Origin of the sequence: Kitasatospora sp. NPDC096128, from assembly GCF_040303105.1 — a bacterium.
Taxonomy (GTDB): domain Bacteria; phylum Actinomycetota; class Actinomycetes; order Streptomycetales; family Streptomycetaceae; genus Kitasatospora.
Map to the genome: position 1 here is coordinate 332478 of NZ_JBEOSP010000002.1, position 17434 is coordinate 349911.

At 74.0% G+C, this 17434-nt stretch carries 14 protein-coding genes; 5 read left to right on the forward strand and 9 right to left on the reverse strand.

Going from position 1 to position 17434, the window contains the following annotated elements:
• Position 1: 1 nt before the first annotated feature.
• Genes ABTY61_RS03900 through ABTY61_RS03910 form a run of 3 tightly spaced genes read right to left on the reverse strand, consistent with a single transcriptional unit; the run spans position 2 to position 3350 of the window.
• Complete coding sequence (locus tag ABTY61_RS03900; RefSeq protein WP_350503310.1) at positions 2-1168, reverse strand: glycosyltransferase family 4 protein; 1167 nt, start codon at positions 1166-1168, stop codon at positions 2-4.
• A 44-nt stretch (positions 1169-1212) separates the two neighbouring features.
• The gene (locus tag ABTY61_RS03905) at positions 1213-2025 is read right to left on the reverse strand and encodes an FkbM family methyltransferase (RefSeq protein ID WP_350503311.1); all 813 of its coding nucleotides are present in this window, start codon (positions 2023-2025) and stop codon (positions 1213-1215) included.
• Positions 2022-3350 (reverse strand): hypothetical protein, encoded by a 1329-nt coding sequence (locus tag ABTY61_RS03910; RefSeq protein ID WP_350503312.1) that lies wholly within the window; start codon positions 3348-3350, stop codon positions 2022-2024. The genes ABTY61_RS03905 and ABTY61_RS03910 overlap by 4 nt, the downstream gene beginning before the upstream one ends.
• Before the next feature lie 217 nt (positions 3351-3567).
• Between ABTY61_RS03910 and ABTY61_RS03915 the strand changes: the two genes are divergently transcribed.
• Entirely contained in the window at positions 3568-4470 is a 903-nt protein-coding gene (locus tag ABTY61_RS03915; RefSeq protein WP_350503411.1) for a Gfo/Idh/MocA family protein, read from the forward strand.
• 161 nt (positions 4471-4631) lie between these two features.
• Positions 4632-5138 carry a GNAT family N-acetyltransferase gene (locus ABTY61_RS03920; protein WP_350503313.1) on the forward strand — a complete coding sequence of 169 codons (507 nt, stop codon included), beginning with the start codon at positions 4632-4634 and terminating at the stop codon, positions 5136-5138.
• Between the two features lie 4 nt (positions 5139-5142).
• On the opposite strand, the gene ABTY61_RS03925 is transcribed toward ABTY61_RS03920, so the two are convergent.
• From ABTY61_RS03925 to ABTY61_RS03950, 6 genes are all read right to left on the reverse strand, one after another.
• Complete coding sequence (locus tag ABTY61_RS03925) at positions 5143-7503, reverse strand: ATP-binding cassette domain-containing protein (protein WP_350503314.1); 2361 nt, start codon at positions 7501-7503, stop codon at positions 5143-5145.
• Positions 7504-7607: 104 nt separating this feature from the next.
• Positions 7608-8021 (reverse strand): VOC family protein, encoded by a 414-nt coding sequence (locus ABTY61_RS03930; RefSeq protein ID WP_350503315.1) that lies wholly within the window; start codon positions 8019-8021, stop codon positions 7608-7610.
• Between the two features lie 132 nt (positions 8022-8153).
• Positions 8154-8897 carry a class I SAM-dependent methyltransferase gene (locus ABTY61_RS03935; RefSeq protein ID WP_350503316.1) on the reverse strand — a complete coding sequence of 248 codons (744 nt, stop codon included), beginning with the start codon at positions 8895-8897 and terminating at the stop codon, positions 8154-8156.
• A gap of 80 nt (positions 8898-8977) precedes the next feature.
• Positions 8978-9706: a class I SAM-dependent methyltransferase gene (locus ABTY61_RS03940; protein ID WP_350503317.1), complete on the reverse strand. Its 729-nt coding sequence runs from the start codon at positions 9704-9706 to the stop codon at positions 8978-8980.
• Between the two features lie 52 nt (positions 9707-9758).
• Positions 9759-10262 carry an N-acetyltransferase gene (locus tag ABTY61_RS03945; protein WP_350503318.1) on the reverse strand — a complete coding sequence of 168 codons (504 nt, stop codon included), beginning with the start codon at positions 10260-10262 and terminating at the stop codon, positions 9759-9761.
• An 81-nt stretch (positions 10263-10343) separates the two neighbouring features.
• Positions 10344-11876: a hypothetical protein gene (locus ABTY61_RS03950; RefSeq protein WP_350503319.1), complete on the reverse strand. Its 1533-nt coding sequence runs from the start codon at positions 11874-11876 to the stop codon at positions 10344-10346.
• A 295-nt stretch (positions 11877-12171) separates the two neighbouring features.
• Between ABTY61_RS03950 and ABTY61_RS03955 the strand changes: the two genes are divergently transcribed.
• Genes ABTY61_RS03955 through ABTY61_RS03965 form a run of 3 tightly spaced genes read left to right on the forward strand, consistent with a single transcriptional unit; the run spans position 12172 to position 17428 of the window.
• A complete protein-coding gene (locus tag ABTY61_RS03955) occupies positions 12172-13878 on the forward strand; it encodes an acyclic terpene utilization AtuA family protein (protein ID WP_350503320.1) in 1707 nt (568 codons plus the stop codon).
• Positions 13875-15473 carry an acyl-CoA carboxylase subunit beta gene (locus ABTY61_RS03960; RefSeq protein WP_350503321.1) on the forward strand — a complete coding sequence of 533 codons (1599 nt, stop codon included), beginning with the start codon at positions 13875-13877 and terminating at the stop codon, positions 15471-15473. The genes ABTY61_RS03955 and ABTY61_RS03960 overlap by 4 nt, the downstream gene beginning before the upstream one ends.
• Before the next feature lie 8 nt (positions 15474-15481).
• Complete coding sequence (locus ABTY61_RS03965) at positions 15482-17428, forward strand: acetyl/propionyl/methylcrotonyl-CoA carboxylase subunit alpha (protein ID WP_350503322.1); 1947 nt, start codon at positions 15482-15484, stop codon at positions 17426-17428.
• Positions 17429-17434: the final 6 nt, after the last annotated feature.

The following is a 17434-nucleotide window of genomic DNA, read 5'->3' on the forward strand; positions in this document are numbered from 1 at the left end:
GCTAGGGCCTGTCCCCCGGCGGGACGGTCACCGAGCGCAGCTCCACCCCGGGGGTGAGCAGCCGGGTGAGCTGTTCCGCCGAGGCGTCCCAGGACCACTGCTCCTCGACCCACTCCCGGCCCCGCCGCCCGAACTCCCGGGCCCGGTCCGGGTCCAGCAGGGCGGCCGCGACGGCGTCGGCCACGGCCGGCACGTCCCGGCCGTCCACCACGCTCCCGGTCCGGCCGTCCAGCACCGTGTCCGGTGCGCCGCCGGAGTCGCCGACCACCACGGGCAGGCCGCTGGCGGCCGCCTCCAGGAAGACGATGCCCAGCCCCTCCGCCTCCAGGCCGGCCTTCCTGGTCCGGCACGGCATGGCGAAGACGTTCGCCGCCGCGTAGTACCAGGCCGTCGACGCGTGGTCCTGGCCGCCGGCGAACACCACGGCCCCCGGGGCGAGTTCGCTCGCCAACCGGCGCAGCCGCGGCTCGTCCGGGCCCTGCCCGACGATCACCAGGACGGCCCCCGGGACCTGCCGACGGATCAGCGGCAGCGCCCGGATCAGGGCGTCCTGGCCCTTGCGGGGCACCAGCCGGGACACGCAGAGGATCACCTCGGCGTCGCCGAGGCCGTGCTGCTCGCGGATCACCCGGCCGTGCTCCGCCGAGGGCCGGAACGCCCCGGCGTCCACGCCGGGGACGAGCCGCACCATCCGGGCCCGCGGGCCCAGCGCGGGGGCGATCCGGCGGCGGGTGTACTCGCCGAGGTAGGTGACGACGTCCACGTGGTTGCCTATCCGGCGCAGCAGCCGGCGGGCCAGCGGGGCGCGGGCCCACCAGATCTCGTGGCCGTGGGTGGTGGCGACGGTCCGCTCGATCCCGCCGCGGCGCAGCGCGGGCGCCATCGCCGCCAGCGGGGCGGCGGCCCCGAACCAGACCCGGTCGCAGCCGTGGGCGCGGGCGACCTCCAGGGCCCGGCGGGTCACCCGGGCGGTGGGCAGCAGGGTGCGGTTCGGGTCGCGGACCACCGGGAAGGGCAGGGTGGCGTCGTACGCGGCGTCACCCGGCTCGCTGGAGGTGTAGACGACCACGTCGTCGTCCGGCACGCGCACCGCCATCGCGTGCACGAAGGTCTCGATGCCGCCCTGCCGGGGCGGGAAGTCGTTGGTGACGATCAGCGTGGTGCCCATGGGTGTCGGTGCCTCGCTTCCGGGAGGGGTGGCGGGAGGGGTGGTCAGACGGTGAAGAGGTAGTTCCGGCAGTCGTCGCCGACCTGCGGGACGGGGATCCAGCGGCCGCGCCACCAGAGGTGCGGCCGGTAGCCGTACCGCTCCAGGTGCTCCAGAACGTCCGTGGCCCGGGAGCCGTACTTGGCCAGGTGCCGGTCCTCGATCTCCAGCAGCAGCGCCGGCCGGTGGCGGCGCAGGGTGGCGGATCCGCCGCGGAGCAGGGCCAGTTCGGCGCCCTCGACGTCGGCCTTGATGAACGAGATCTCGGTGAGGCGCAGTTCGTCGGCGACCCGGTCGAGGGTGGCGACCCGGGTGGGCACCCGGACCGAGGTGCTGAACTCGGCGTTCGGCCCGGGGCCGTCGGCACCCTCGGTGAGGTACGTGCGGCCGTGCACCGGGAGCCCGCGCCGCTTGGGCAGGCTGAGCGTGCCGCGCCCCGCCTCGGCGCCGAGGGCGAGCCGGTGCACGGCGACGTTGCGGGTGCCGAGCAGCCGGGAGGCGGTGCGCAGCCAGCGGGACGGGCCGGGCAGCGGCTCCACGCTGTGCACCCGGCCGGCCGGGCCGACCAGGGCGGACAGCACCCAGGTGTAGAGGCCGTACTCGGCGCCGATGTCGAGGCAGGTGGCGCCGGGGGCGACGACCTCGCGCAGCCCGGCGACCTCGGCCTCGACGAAGGACAGCCGGCCGCCGGCCCGGCGCAGCGCGCCGGCGACGGCCGTGGCACGGATGCCCGTGGGGCGGGTGCCGGCCCCGGCGGTGGGGTGCGGCCGGTCGGTGGGGTCGAGCGGGGCCGTGGCGTCCAGCGGCTGGAGGCTCATCGGACACCTCCTTCCTGGGAGGAACGGGTGGTGGTGGGTCCGGCCGCGTCCTCACGGAGCGGCGGCATCGGAATCGGGGCCGGGCCGGGGGCCGGACCCGCCGGGCGCGGCGCGGCCATGACGCGGGCCCAGAACGCCAGCACGGCCGGCAGCGCGAGGTAGCCGAAGCGGCCGGCCGGCGCCAGCAGGAAGGCCGCGCCCAGGCCGAGGGCCAGCCGGTCGGCGGCGGCGACGAGGTCGCGCGGCGGCCGGCGCACCAGCGAGACGGCGACGGCCAGGCCGCCGAGCAGCAGCAGGGCGACCGCCGCGCACCAGCCGGCCGTGCCGAGGTCGGCGAGCAGTTTGCCCGGCAGCGGACTGGCGGCCTCGGTGCGCAGCCCGCCGCGGCCGAGCGGGAAGGCCAGCACCTGGTCGACCATCGGCCCCGGGGCGAGTACCGCGGCAGGCAGCACCAGCACGGCGGTGCCCAGCAGCGCCGCGCCGAGGCAGCGGGCCGCGGCCCGCCGGCCGGCCGTGCCGGCGAGCAGCGCGACGGCGACGGCCACCGCGGGCCAGGCCGTCCACTTCATGGCGCAGGCGGCGGCCAGCACCAGCCCGGTGGCGGTCGGGCGGCCCACCGCGGCCAGTGCGAGGGCCAGGCAGAGCAGTCCGGTCAGCGGGAGGTCGACGCCGCTGACCGCGAGCGGCAGCGCCACCACGGGCGAGGCGACCAGGGCCGCCAGGGCCTGCCCGGACGGTACCGCGCCCCAGCGCCGCCCGTCGTCCGCCCCGGCCTCCGGCCCGGTGTCCGGCCCGGCGGCGCGCAGCAGCCGGTGGGCGAGCCACAGGCCGCCGAGGAGCACGGCCGCGCACCAGACCCGAGGCTCCCCGGCCAGCCGGGCCGGCAGGCCGTCGGCGCCGAGCAGCGCGCGCGGCACGCCCAGCAGCGCCATCGCCGGCAGGTACGGCGTCACCTCGCCCACCGTGTGCGGGTCGTCGAGGTAGGGCGAGACCTGGTGGACCAGCAGCGAGCCGGACCGCTCGATCACCCCGACCTCGCTCTGCGCCGCCCCGGAGTGCACCAGGAGCAGCAGCGGCAGGACGACCGCACCGGCGAGCGCGAGGGCGATCGACCCGGTCCGCGGGTCCCGCCGGGACGGCAGCAGGACGGTGACCGCCGCGGCGAGGTAGCCGACCGCGGCGACCGTCCCCCAGGTCCGGTGCGGGCCGAGGGAGGAGACGAGGGGGAACGAGGCGGCCCAGGCGGCGGATGCGAGCCATCCGGCGCACCAGTACCACCTGTGCCCGCCGGCTCCCGGGGCCCGGTGGGCCTGGTGAGTGAGCACCCCACCATTGCAGCCGCCGCCGGTCGGTGACGTCATGACAGCCAGGTCGAGAACCGGTGGTCGGGTTTCCCCTACCATCCGTGCGCCGGAAGGCCGTTGGGCGCCGGCACGGGATCGTGCCCGAACCGTCCGGGGCGGAGCGCGTAGGGTGGCGGGAAACATGACCGGCCGCACCCCTGGAGTCCCCATGACCTCGACCGTCGTCCCCGCCGGCCCGCTGCCGGTCGGGGTGATCGGCCTCGGCGACATCGCGCAGAAGGCCTACCTGCCGGTGCTCACCGCGCTGCCCGGACTGGACCTGCGGCTGATGACCCGGGACCGGGCCAAGCTGGACCGGCTGGGGGAGACTCACCGGATCGACGCCGGGCGGCGGTTCACCGACCTCGGCGCGCTGATCGACAGCGGCATCCGGGCCGCCTTCGTGCACGCGGCCACCGACCAGCACGTGCCGATCGTCGAGCGGCTGCTCGGCGCCGGGGTGGACGTGTACGTGGACAAGCCGCTCGACTACACCGTGGACGGCGCCCGCCGGCTGGTCGACCTCGCCGACCGGACCGGCCGTTCGCTGATGGTCGGCTTCAACCGGCGCCACGCGCCCGGGTACGTCCAGGCCCTGGAGCGCCCGCGCGACCTGATCGTGCTGCAGAAGAACCGCGAGGGCCTCGCCGAGGCCGCCCGGACGCTGGTCTTCGACGACTTCGTGCACGTGGTGGACACCCTGCGGTTCCTGGTGCCCGGCGAGATCGAGCACGTGGCCGTCCGGGCCCGCAAGGACCGGGAGGGCCTGGTCGAGCACGTGGTGCTGACGCTCGGCGGGGAGGGGTTCACCGCCCTCGGCATCATGAACCGGCTCTCCGGCTCCACCGAGGAGGTGCTGGAGGTCTCCGGCGGCGACTCCAAGCGCGAGGTGCGCAACCTCGCCGAGGTGATCGACCACCGCGGTCAGCCGACCGTCCGGCGGCGCGGCGACTGGGTGCCGGTGGCCCGCCAGCGCGGGATCGAGCAGTGCGTGCTGGGCTTCCTGGACGCCGTCCGGGCCGGGAAGACCCTGGACGCCCATGACGCGCTGCGCACCCACGAGTTGTGCGAGCTGATCGTGGAGCGGATCGGGGAAGCCTGACGGATCTTCTGCGCGCGCACATCAACGCCGGGTTCGCCCAGCAGGCCGGCGACCACGACCCGCGGGTGGTCCGCCTCAAGCCCTGACCTGAGCTGCGGTTATCCTGCCTCCGTCGTCGGCGGCCGCCGACGACGGAGGCGGATCGCGTGACGGGGGCGGGCATGGAGTACCGGATCGAGCGGATCGGTCGCGACGACTGGGAGCGGCTGCGCACCATCCGGCTGGCCCAGCTCCTCGACACCCCGCTGGCGTTCGGCGAGACCCACGCGTACGCGCTGCTCCAGGGTGAGGGCAACTGGCGGGCCCGGACGGACTGGCTGAACGAGCCCGGCCGGTTCGGCCTGGTCGCCGTGGACGAGACCGACCGGTGGATCGCCACCATGATCGCGACCCCCAGCCGCAAGGTCGCCACCGTCGACCTGATCGGCGTCTGGGTCGACCCGGCGCACCGCGGCCGCGAGCGCGGCGTCGCCGACGCCCTGCTGGACGCGGTGATCGCCCGGGCCCGGGAGGACGGCGCCGAGTGGATGCTGCTCGGCGTCCACGAGGCGAACGACCGCGCCGCCGCCTTCTACCGGCGGCGCGGCTTCACCTACACCGGCGGCGAGACCCCGTACGTGCTGGACGAGCAGGCCCGGATCCTGGAGATGGTCCTCCCGCTCGGATAGGGCTTCACCCCACGTACTCGGCGAGGTGCTCGCCGGTCAGCGTCGAGCGGGCCGCGACCAGCTCGGCCGGGGTGCCCTCGAAGACCACCCGCCCGCCGTCGTGGCCGGCGCCCGGGCCGAGGTCGATGATCCAGTCGGCGTGCGCCATGACCGCCAGGTGGTGCTCGATCACGATCACCGACTTGCCGGAGTCCACCAGCCGGTCCAGCAGGCCGAGCAGCTGCTCGACGTCCGCCAGGTGAAGCCCGGTGGTCGGCTCGTCCAGGACGTAGACCCCGCCCTTGTCCGCCATGTGGGTGGCCAGCTTCAACCGCTGCCGCTCGCCGCCGGACAGCGTGGTCAACGGCTGGCCGAGGCTGAGGTAGCCCAGGCCGACGTCGGCCAGCCGCTCCAGGATCCGGTGCGCGGCCGGCAGCTTCGCCTCCCCGCCGCCGAAGAACTCCTCCGCCTCGGTCACCGGCATCGCCAGCACCTCGCTGATGTCCCGGCCGCCCAACCGGTACTCCAGCACCGCGGCCTGGTAGCGCCTGCCCTCGCAGTCCTCGCAGGTGGTGGCCACCCCGGCCATCATCGCCAGATCGGTGTAGACCACGCCCGCGCCGTTGCAGGTCGGGCAGGCGCCTTCCGAGTTGGCGCTGAACAGGGCCGGCTTCACGCCGTTCGCCTTGGCGAAGGCCTTGCGGATCGGCTCCAGCAGCCCGGTGTAGGTCGCCGGGTTGCTGCGCCGGGAGCCCTTGATCGCGCCCTGGTCGACCGAGACCACGCCCTCCGTCGACGGGATCGAGCCGTGGATCAGCGAACTCTTCCCGGAGCCCGCGACCCCCGTCACCACGGTGAGCACCCCGAGCGGGACGTCCACGTCCACGTCCCGCAGGTTGTGGGCGTTCGCGCCGCGGATCGCCAGCGTCCCGGTGGGCTTGCGCACCCCCTCCCGCAGCGCCGTCCGGTCCGCCAGGTGCCGGCCGGTGACGGTGCCGCTCCTGCGCAGCCCGGCCACGCTGCCCTCGAAGCACACCGAGCCGCCCGCCGCACCCGCCCCGGGGCCGAGGTCCACCACGTGGTCGGCGATCGCGATGGTCTGCGGCTTGTGCTCCACCACCAGCACCGTGTTGCCCTTGTCCCGCAGCCGCAGCAGCAGGTCGTTCATCCGGCTGATGTCGTGCGGGTGCAGCCCGGTGGTGGGCTCGTCGAAGACGTACGTGGTGTCGGTCAGCGAGGAGCCCAGGTGGCGGATCATCTTCACCCGCTGCGCCTCGCCGCCGGACAGGGTGCCGGAGGGGCGGTCCAGCGAGAGGTAGCCGAGGCCGATCTCCACGAAGGCGTCCAGCGCCTGCCGCAGTGCGGAGAGCAGCGGCGCCACCGCGGGCTCGTCCAGCGCCCGGACCCAGTCCGCGAGGTCGCTGATCTGCATCGCGCAGGCGTCGGCGATGCTGACGCCCCCGATCTTCGAGGAGCGGGCGGCCGCGCTCAGCCGGGTGCCCTCGCACTCCGGGCAGGCGGCGAAGGTGACGGCGCGCTCCACGAAGGCCCGGATGTGCGGCTGCATCGCCTCCTTGTCCTTGGACAGCATGGACTTCTGGATCTTGGGGATCAAGCCCTCGTAGGTCAGGTTGACCCCGTTGACCTTGACCTTGGTCGGCTCCCGGTACAGGAAGTCCTGGAGCTCCTTCTTGGTGTACCTGCGGATCGGCTTGTCCGCGTCTAGGAAGCCCGAGTTGGCGTAGACCCCGACCGTCCACCAGCTGTCCGGCTTCCAGCCGGGGATCAGGATCGCGCCCTCGGCGAGCGACTTGGTGTCGTCGTACAGCTGGGTGAGGTCGATGTCGGAGACACTGCCCCGGCCCTCGCAGCGCGGGCACATGCCGCCGGTGATGCTGAAGCTGCGCCGCTCCTTGACCGTCTTGCCGCCGCGCTCCACGGTCACCGCGCCGGCGCCGCTGATCGAGGGGACGTTGAAGGAGAAGGCCTTGGGGGAGCCGATGTGCGGGGTACCCAGCCGGCTGAACAGGATCCGCAGCATCGCGTTGGCGTCGGTCGCGGTGCCCACGGTGGAGCGCGGGTCGGCGCCCATCCGCTGCTGGTCGACCAGGATCGCCGTGGTCAGGCCCTCCAGGACGTCCACCTCGGGGCGGGCCAGGGTCGGCATGAAGCCCTGGACGAAGGCGCTGTAGGTCTCGTTGATCAGCCGCTGCGACTCGGCGGCGATGGTGTCGAACACCAGCGAGCTCTTGCCGGAGCCGGACACCCCGGTGAACACCGTCAGCCGGCGCTTGGGGATGTCGACGCTGACGTCCTTGAGGTTGTTCTCGCGTGCCCCGTGCACGCGGATCAGGTCGTGGCTGTCGGCGACGTGCGGCTCGGCCATCGTTCTCTTCGCTCCCGGCGGTAGGTCTGGGGGTCCGGTGCCGGGCCGTTCCCGGCGTCGGGCGGGCCCGCCCCGGCCGGCGTGGCCGGGGCGGGCCCGGGGGATCAGCGCACTTCGTTGAAGCGGACCATGTTGCCCGCCGGGTCGCGGAAGGCGCAGTCGCGGACGCCGTACGGCTGGAGGGTGGGCTCCTGGACGAGCTCGGCGCCGCCGGACTTCAGCCGGTCGAACACCCCGTCCAGGTCGGCGGTGGCGAGCACCACCCGGGCGTACGTCCCCTTGGCCATCATCTCGGTGATGGTACGCCGCTCGTCCTCGGTGATGCCCGGGTCCGCGAACGGCGGCTCCAGCACCAGGGACACGCCGGGCTGGCCGGCGGGCCCGACGGTGATCCACCGCATCGGGCCGCCGCCGACGTCCTGGCGGACCTCGAAGCCGAGCAGGTCCCGGTAGAAGGCGAGCGAGGCCTCGGGGTCGGTGTGGGGGAGGAAGGTCCAGTGAATGCTGATGTCGTTCATGACTGCAACGCTAGGCGCGGCCCCCGGGCGGGCGCTTCTCGAAAACTGATCGGCCCCGGGGAGCGGCGGGAGTGGTCGCCGTTCCCCGGGGCCGACGGTCACGCGCAGCGCGCGGTGCTCAGCGCTCGCTGCTCAGGCGCGGCAGCGCAGCAGCTCCAGCGGCGGGTGGGCGAGCAGGTCCGCCCAGAAGTCCTCGCCGTACTCGCGCAGGCCCTCCTCGGAGATCCCCAGCGGCACCCACTCCAGCTCGGTGAACCCGGCCCCGCGCAGCGACTCCTCGTAGACCTCGCGGCGCGGGACGGTGCCGAGGATGCTGATCGGCCGGGGGTCGAGCAGCGCGGTGACCCGCACCCGCGGGCCGGTCTCGACGTGATCACCGGTCGGCTCGCAGCGGAACCCGTACTGCTCCAGGGACGCGCAGTCGAAGGCGTAATCCGGCTTCTGGGCGAAGACGTAGAACCACCCGCCCGGCACCAGGCTGCGGTGGATGTTGCGGCACATCCGGTCCAGCGAGGCGCGGTCCTCCGCGTAGTTGAGACACTGCACCGCCAGTGCGACGTCGAACTTCCGCTCCAGCGGCCGGAGTTCGGCCACGTCGCCGACCTCGTAGCGCACCCCCAGCGGCTCGCGCTGCTCGAAGGACTCCGCGGCGGCGATCATCTCGGTGGAGATGTCGACGCCGAGCACCTCCGCCGCGCCGCGCCGTCGGAGCTCGCGGCTGTAGAAGCCCGTCCCGCAGGCCAGGTCGAGGACGCTCTTGCCGCGCACGTCCCCGACCAGGCCGAGGAGGCTCGGCACCTCCCCGTACCGCGTCAGCGGCAGTGCCTTGAAGCCCTCGAACGCCTCGCCGATCCCGTCGTACTGCTGCATGCTCATCGCGTTCCTCCCGTGGTTCGACGACCTGACGGGAAGTCTTCCGCAGCGTCGGAGGCCGTCGTACTGGCGGAAGCCACGAATCAGCGGCGCCGCGCGAGGTGGACGGTGATGTCCGCGTCCAGTGCGACGCGCTCCGGCAGCACCGCCAGGATCCGGCGGAACGCCTCCTCCCGGGCGTCCTGCGGCAGCATCAGATAGGCCGAAACGGTCGACAGATGGCCGAGGTAATCCTCCGGAGCAAGCGTCAACCGCCTTGACACCAGCGCCTGTTGTACCTCGTCGAAGTACTCGGAACGCTGCAGCTCGGTGCCCGGCCACTGCAACTCCCGCTCCGGCGGCGTGCCGTCCGGGGACGGCACGTCATCGCTCGCCAGGAACGGTGCCCGCGCCGCCCGTACGGCCTCCGCCACTTCGGGGTCGGCCGGCTGGACGGGCCCGCCGAAGCAGGCGAACACCCCGCCCGGGCGCAGCAGTTCGGCCACCCTCTCCCATCGGCCGGCCGGTCGCGTCCAGTGCAGCGCCGCCGCCGCGTACACCAGGTCGTACGGCCCGTCGGGCGGCAGCTCCTCGAAGGCCGCCCGTACCGTCCGGACGCCCGTCGGGGCGTGCCGGCGCAGCTCGGCGAGCATGGCGGGGTCGGGCTCGGTCGCGGTGACGGCGACGCCGCGCCCGGCGAACAGCCGGGTGGCCTTGCCCGTCCCGGCCCCGATCTCCAGGGCGGTCCGCACCGGCCGGCCCGCGTACTCCGCGACCAGGTCGAAGAGTTCGACGGGATACCCCGGCCGGTACCGCTCATAGGCCTCGGTCACCGTCCCGAAGGTCAGCGCGCGGTCGGGCGCCGCGCGATCGAACGCCGCCCGATCAGACACCGCGCTCACCCGGCAGCGCCAGCCACTCCTCCCAGGCGAGGTCGCGCCCGAGAAAGCGCGGCCGCTCGAACGGCCAGTCGGCGGCGATCCACTGCGGCACCAGCGCGTCCAGCGCCCGCTCCACCTCCCCGCCGGCCAACTCGTCCACCACCCACCAGGCGATCTCCCCGTCCGCCCCGACCCGCTCCGGCGGATCGATGTACACGCACCCGCGCACCGCCGTCTCCGCGGAGTCCAACAGCGCGTAGTTGAACGACTGGTGGGCGGCGATCTCCCGCTCGTGCCGCGCCAGGTCCACCCGGTTCGCCTCGGCCGTCATCGTCTCGGCCGGCCACCCCCAGGCCGGCCCGAAGATCCCGAACAGCCGCTCCCGCGACCCCATCACGGCCGGATAGTCCATCGGTGCGTCCGCCTCCCGGATCGGCCGCAGGTGGTACGCCCCGTCCAGCAGCGGCACATGGACGGGGTGGACGAAGTCATCAGGAAGCCAGCTCATGCCGCCGAGGCTATCCGCGAACCGACCGCGAACCCACCGGATAGCCGCCCGCCGCGTCCCCAACCTCACGGGTCAGTACACCTAGTTCCCGGACTTCGGCGGCCACTCGTAAGGGGGCAGCCTGCGGTGCACGGGGCGGTCGTTCACCGTCTGCGACTCCTTGTACGAGGCGTAGCGGATCCTTCCGAAGGAGACCTCTCCGTCCCGGTGCACGTCCACCCCCTCGTTCGGGAAGGAGATCCAGCCCGCTCCGGCCTGGGGCCCCGACACCCAGGGGGTGACCACGCTGCGGACGTTGGTCTCGCCGGCGACGATCGTGCCCCGCTTCTTCTCGGGGTCGGTGATCTTCACGCCGGTCTCGGTGAAGGCGATCCGGCTCTTCTTCCCGTCCGGCCCCTCCGCCCAGTGGGCGGTCACGCCGTTGAGGTCGGCCCGGTCGGCCCAGACGGTTCCCCAGGCCCTACCCTGGCCGTGGAAGACGTTCAGCCCGTTCGGCGGGAACTCGATCCACCCGTCGGTGTCGCCGGGCCCCTGCACCCACGCGGTCTTCACACCGTTCACGTCGGCCTTGTCGGCCCAGACGGTCCCCCGGTCCTGCCTGCCCTCCTTGTGCACGTGCACTCCGCCCTGCGGGAAGTCGATCCACCCGTCACCGGCGCCGCTGCCGTGCACCGACCCGGCGTTCACGCGGTCCGCGTCGACCGTACCGGCCAGGACGGTGCCCGGGGCGCCGGTCCCGTTGTGGATCTCCACCCCGGTCGCGGAGAAGGCGACCCGGCCCCGGCCCGGCGCCTGCTCGACCCAGGGAGTGCGCGTCCCGTGGTCGAACCCGGGGACGAGCGCGTGGACGGTGGTGGTGAGGAAGTATCCCTGGTGCTGCTGCGCGGCGACGGTCGTCCCGGCGATCAGCGTGTAGGTGGTGCCCCGCCTCGGCGCGACGGGGGGCGACCAGGTGTACGGCCGCTGGGTCACCCGCGGCCCCTGGGATGCCGACTGGACGAGCACCTCGTTCCCCTGCGGGTCGCGGATCCAGTAGTCGAGGTTGTCCGGCCCTTCCCAGGCCAGTACGACGTTCCCGCCCGCGTCCGCATCGACCAGGGAGTCCTTCTCCGGGCGGAAGTTGCGCGGGACCTTCGGGGCCTGCTTCACCAGCCCGAGGGTGGTGGTGAATCTGGCCCGCCGGACGGGGAGGTTGTCGTCGCCGCCGCCGGAGCGCTCGTGGATCTTCAGTCTGACCAGCCCCGCCAGGTCGGAGACCGGTATGTTCTCCAGCTTCAGGATCAGCGACTCCTCGGCGGGCAGGGTCAGCCTCCCGCCGGAGGGGTCGTGCGCCCGGAAGCGGCCGAGCGTCTTGTCCCAGTCGAAGGTCGGCTCCGGTTCCCGGTTGACCGTGTAGTCCTTCTCCAGGTTCGCGCTGATCGCCGTGGGGTCGCCCGTCAGGTCGTCGGGGCCGCTGCCGACCGGTACCTCCACGTCGATGAAGTCCCACCGCACCTCGGACTGGTGGGTGTTGGAGACGATCACGTACAGCGTTCCCACGGATGGTGCGCCGGGCTGCGACGCGAGGAGCGGGTTCGGATCGGTGAGGATGGCGTAGTTCAGCAAGGACGGCACGATCAGGACTCCCTACAGTGCGGTGGCAGGAGTTCGGGCGGGCGGCCGGCGGGTTCACGGCAGCGCATCTGTGCAGCACCAACAGAATCGTCCCGGCGGGCGGTCCAGGGGCCACGATTGCGCGCGACTGGCCCGAACAGAGCCCCCGGCGGCCGAAACCGGAGCCGGTCCGGAGACTCCGGCGCGGTGGCGGAAAAACAAGCAGGCATGATTGCTTTTTTCTCCACCCGGTGCCACGCTGCTGCCCGGCGGCGCTCGTGCGGGGTGTCGTCAACCCACCGGCAGGGGAGGCGCATTGGCGCGCGCACGCTCGGTACTGCGGATCGGCAATGCCTCGGGGTTCTACGGGGACCGCTTCGCGGCGGTGCGGGAGATGCTCACGGGTGGGCCGCTGGACGTGCTCACCGGGGACTACCTCGCCGAGTTGACCATGCTGATCCTGGCCCGGGACCGGCTGCGGGACCCGTCGCTCGGGTACGCCCGGACGTTCCTGCGGCAGATGGAGGAGTGCCTCGGGCTGGCGCACGACCGGGGCGTCCGGATCGTGGTGAACGCGGGCGGGCTCAACCCGGCCCGACTCGCCGAACAACTACGGGAGTTGGCTCAGCGTCTGGGCGTCCCGGCCACCGTCGGGCAGGTCGAGGGCGACGACCTGCTGCCGCGCCGGGAGGAACTCGGCCTGCCCGGGCACCTGTTGGCCGCCAACGCCTACCTCGGCGGGTTCGGCATCGCCGCCTGCCTGGCCGAGGGGGCGGACGTCGTGGTCACCGGGCGGGTGACGGACGCCGCGCTGGTGGCCGGGCCCGCGATCGCCCACTTCGGCTGGACCGCCGCCGACCTGGACGCCCTCGCCGGTGCGGTGGTGGCCGGGCACGTCCTGGAGTGCGGCGCGCAGGCGACCGGCGGCAACTACGCGTTCTTCACCGAGCACGACGTGGACCGCCCGGGCTTCCCGCTGGCCGAGCTGCACGCCGACGGCTCCAGCGTGATCACCAAGCACCCCGGGACCGGCGGGGCCGTCACCACCGGTACCGTCACCGCCCAACTCCTGTACGAGACCGGCGGACCGCACTACCTCGGCCCCGATGTGACCGCCCGGCTGGACTCCGTACGGCTCACCGAGGAGGGCCCGGACCGGGTGCGGATCGACGGCGTGCGCGGTGAGGCCCCGCCGCCGACCCTCAAAGTCGGCCTGAACCGGCTCGGCGGCCACCGCAACGAGGTGGCCTTCGTGCTGACCGGCCTGGACATCGAGGCCAAGGCCGCCCTGGTGCGGCGGCAGTTCGCCGCCGCCCTGCCGCCCGAGGTCCGGCCGGCCGAGCTGTGCTGGACGCTCGCCCGCACCGACCACCCGGACGCCGACACCGAGGAAGCCGCCTCGGCCCTGCTCCGGCTGACCGCCCGGGACCGGGACCCGGCCAAGGTCGGCCGCGAACTCGGCAAGGCCGCAGTGGAGTTGGGCCTCGCCGGGTACCCGGGCTTCCACCTCACCGCCCCACCCGGCCCGGGCGCGCCGTACGGGGTGTTCACCGCCGCGTACCTGGACGCGAAGCTGGTCGAGCACACCGCGGTGCTGCCGGACGGCCGCCGGATCGCCGTCCCGCCCGCCCCCGTCACCGGCCACGTGGCAGCCGTCGAAGGCGAGTTGCCCGAGCCGCTGCCCCCGGGCCCGACCCGCCGCGCCCCGCTCGGCCTGGTGCTCGGCGCCCGCAGCGGCGACAAGGGCGGCGACGCCAACCTGGGCGTCTGGGCCCGCACCGAGGACGGCTGGCGCTGGCTGGCGCACACCCTCACCGTCGACCGGCTGCGCGAACTGCTGCCCGAGACCGCCGGGTTGCCCGTCACCCGGCACCTGCTGCCGAACCTCAGGGCGGTCAACTTCAGCCTCACCGGCCTGCTCGGCGAGGGGGTTGCCGCCCAGCACCGCTTCGACCCGCAGGCGAAGGCCCTGGGCGAGTGGCTGCGCTCGCGCCACCTCGACATTCCGGAGGTTCTGCTGTGACCGCCCTGCCCACCCGTGTCGACCCGGCCGGGCCCGAGTACGCGGAGCACCGTGCCGCGATGATCGCCAAGCTGGCCGAGCTGGACGCCGAGCACGCCAAGGCGCTGGCCGGCGGCGGCCCCAAGTACGTGGAGCGCCACCGCAGGCGGGGCAAGCTGCTGGCCCGGGAGCGGATCGAGCTGCTGGTGGACCAGGACTCGCCGTTCCTGGAGCTGTCCCCGCTGGCCGCCTGGGGCAGCGACCACCCGGTGGGCGCCGCGCTGGTGACCGGCATCGGGGTGATCGAGGGCGTCGAGTGCGTGATCACCGCCAACGACCCGACGGTGCGCGGCGGCGCCAGCAATCCGTGGACGCTGCGCAAGGCGCTTCGGGCGAACGAGATCGCGCTGCACAACCGGCTCCCGGTGGTGAACCTGGTGGAGTCCGGCGGGGCGGACCTGCCCAGCCAGAAGGAGATCTTCATCCCGGGCGGTGCCCTGTTCCGCGACCTCACCCGGCTCTCGGCGGCCGGGATCCCCACCGTGGCCGTGGTGTTCGGCAATTCGACGGCCGGCGGCGCCTACGTGCCGGGGATGTCCGACCACACCGTGCTGGTCAAGGAGCGCGCCAAGGTGTTCCTCGGCGGCCCGCCGCTGGTGAAGATGGCCACCGGGGAGGAGGCCGACGACGAGTCGCTGGGCGGCGCCGAGATGCACGCCCGCAGCTCCGGCCTGGCCGACCACTTCGCGGTGGACGAGGCGGACGCGCTGCGGATCGCCCGCCGGATCGTCGCCCGGCTGGAGCACCGCAAGCCGGGCCCGGACCCGGACCGCTCCGCCGAGCCGCCGAAGTACGACGAGGAGGAGCTGCTGGGCATCGTCCCCGGCGACCTCAAGGTGCCCTTCGACCCGCGCGAGGTGATCGCCCGGATCGTCGACGGCTCCGACTTCGACGAGTTCAAGCCGCGGTACGGCAGCAGCCTGGCCACCGGCTGGGCCCGGCTGCACGGCTACCCGGTCGGCATCCTGGCCAACGCCCAGGGGGTGCTGTTCAGCGCGGAGTCCCAGAAGGCCGCCCAGTTCATCCAATTGGCGAACCAGCGGAACACCCCGCTGCTGTTCCTGCACAACACCACCGGCTACATGGTCGGCCGGGACTACGAGCAGGGCGGCATCATCAAGCACGGCGCGATGATGATCAACGCCGTCTCGAACTCCAAGGTCCCGCACCTGTCGGTGCTGCTGGGCGCCTCCTACGGGGCAGGCCACTACGGCATGTGCGGCCGGGCCTACGAGCCGCGCTTCCTGTTCTCCTGGCCGAGCGCCAAGTCCGCGGTGATGGGCCCGCAGCAGCTCGCCGGTGTGCTCTCGATCGTGGCCCGCCAGTCGGCCGCGGCGAAGGGGCAGCCGTACGACGAGGACGCGGACGCGGCGATCCGGGCGATGGTCGAGCAGCAGATCGAGGCGGAGTCGCTGCCGGTCTTCCTGTCCGGCCGGCTGTACGACGACGGTGTGATCGACCCGCGCGACACCCGTACGGTGCTGGGCCTGTGTCTGTCCGCGATCCACAACGCGCCGGTCGAGGGCGCGCGTGGCTACGGCGTCTTCCGGATGTGAGAGGTCAGATGATCACCAACCTGCTGGTCGCCAACCGTGGCGAGATCGCCCGCCGGGTGTTCCGCACCTGCCGTGAGCTCGGCATCGCGACCACCGCCGTCCACTCGGACCCGGACGCCGACGCCCCCCATGTGCGGGAGGCGGACGCGGCCGTGCGGCTGCCCGGGGCCGCGCCCGCGGACACCTACCTGCGCGGCGAGCTGATCATCCGGGCGGCCCTCCAGGCCGGGGCGGACGCCGTCCACCCCGGGTACGGATTCCTGTCCGAGAACGCGGAGTTCGCCCGGGCCGTGCTGGACGCTGGCCTGCTCTGGGTCGGTCCGCCGCCGGCCGCGATCGCCGCGATGGGCTCCAAGACGGCCGCCAAGCGCCTGATGGCCGCGGCCGGGGTGCCCGTCCTGGGCGCGCTGGCCGAGCCGACCGAGGCGGACCTCCCGGTGCTGGTGAAGGCCGCGGCGGGCGGCGGCGGCCGCGGCATGCGGGTGGTCGAACGGCTGGCGGACCTGCCCGCCGAGCTGGCGGCGGCCCGGGCCGAGGCGGCCAAGGCCTTCGGCTCGGACGAGGTGTTCTGCGAGCGCTACCTGCCCGCCGGCCGGCACGTGGAGGTGCAGCTGCTGGCCGACGCCCACGGCACGGTGTGGGCGGTGGGCGACCGGGACTGCTCGCTGCAGCGGCGGCACCAGAAGGTGATCGAGGAGGCCCCGGCCCCCGGCCTGCCGCCCGCGGTGCGGGCCGAGCTGCACGCCGCGGCGGTGGACGCGGCCCGGGCGATCGGCTACGTCGGCGCCGGCACCGCCGAGTTCCTGCTCGCCGAGGACGGCCGGTTCTTCTTCCTGGAGATGAACACCCGGCTCCAGGTCGAGCACCCGGTCACCGAGGCGGTCACCGGCCTGGACCTGGTCGCGCTCCAACTCGCCGTCGCCGAGGGGGAGGAGCTGCCCGCGGCCGGGCCGCCGCCGAGCACCGGCCACGCGATCGAGGCCCGGTTGTACGCCGAGGACCCGGCGCGGGACTGGCAGCCCGCCACCGGCACCCTGCACCGCCTCGAACTGACCTCGGAGCACCAGGAGTTCGGCGGCGCCGGGCCGCGACCGGACTCCTGGCTGCGGCTGGACTCCGGGGTGGAGGCCGGCAGTGAGATCACCCCGCACTACGACGCGATGCTCGCCAAGGTGATCGTCCGGGCGCCGACCCGCGCGGCGGCCGCCCGCCGGCTGGCCGACGCCCTGGCCCGCGCCCGGATCCACGGGCCCTCCACCAACCGGGAGTTGCTGGTCCGCGCGCTGCGGCACCCGGACTTCCTGGCCGGGCGGCTGCACACCGGCTTCCTGGTCGAGCACGCGGCCGAGCTGCTCGCCCCCGCCGCCGAGGGCGCCGGACGGGCCGCCCTGGCCGCCGCCCTCGCCGATGCCGCCGACCGCCCGGGCGCCCTGCCGTCCGGCTGGCGCAACCTGCCCTCCCAGCCCCAGTCCAAGCGCTACCGGGCCTCGGACGGAGGCGAGTTGGAGGTCCGCTACCGCCGGACCAGGGGCGGCCTGGAGGCCGCCGACCACCCGGACGTCGAGCTGGTGGCGGCCCGGCCCGACCACGTCCTGCTGCGCGAGGGCGAGGTCCGGCGCCGCTACGACGTCGCCCGCTACGGCGACCGGGTGTACGTCGACTCCCCGACCGGCAGCACCGCGCTCACCGCGCTGCCGCGCTTCCCCGACCCCACCGCCCACACCGACCCGGGCGCCCTGCTCGCCCCGATGCCCGGCACGGTGCTGCGCACCACCGCCGCCGTCGGCGACACCGTCACCGCCGGGCAGCCGCTGCTGGTGTTGGAGGCGATGAAGATGGAGCACCGCGTCACCGCCCCGGCCGACGGCACCCTGGTCGAGCTGCGCGCCACCCCCGGGCAGCAGGTCCAGCTCGGCGCCCTGCTCGCCGTCGTGAAGTCCCCCGAAGAGTCCTGAGCACCG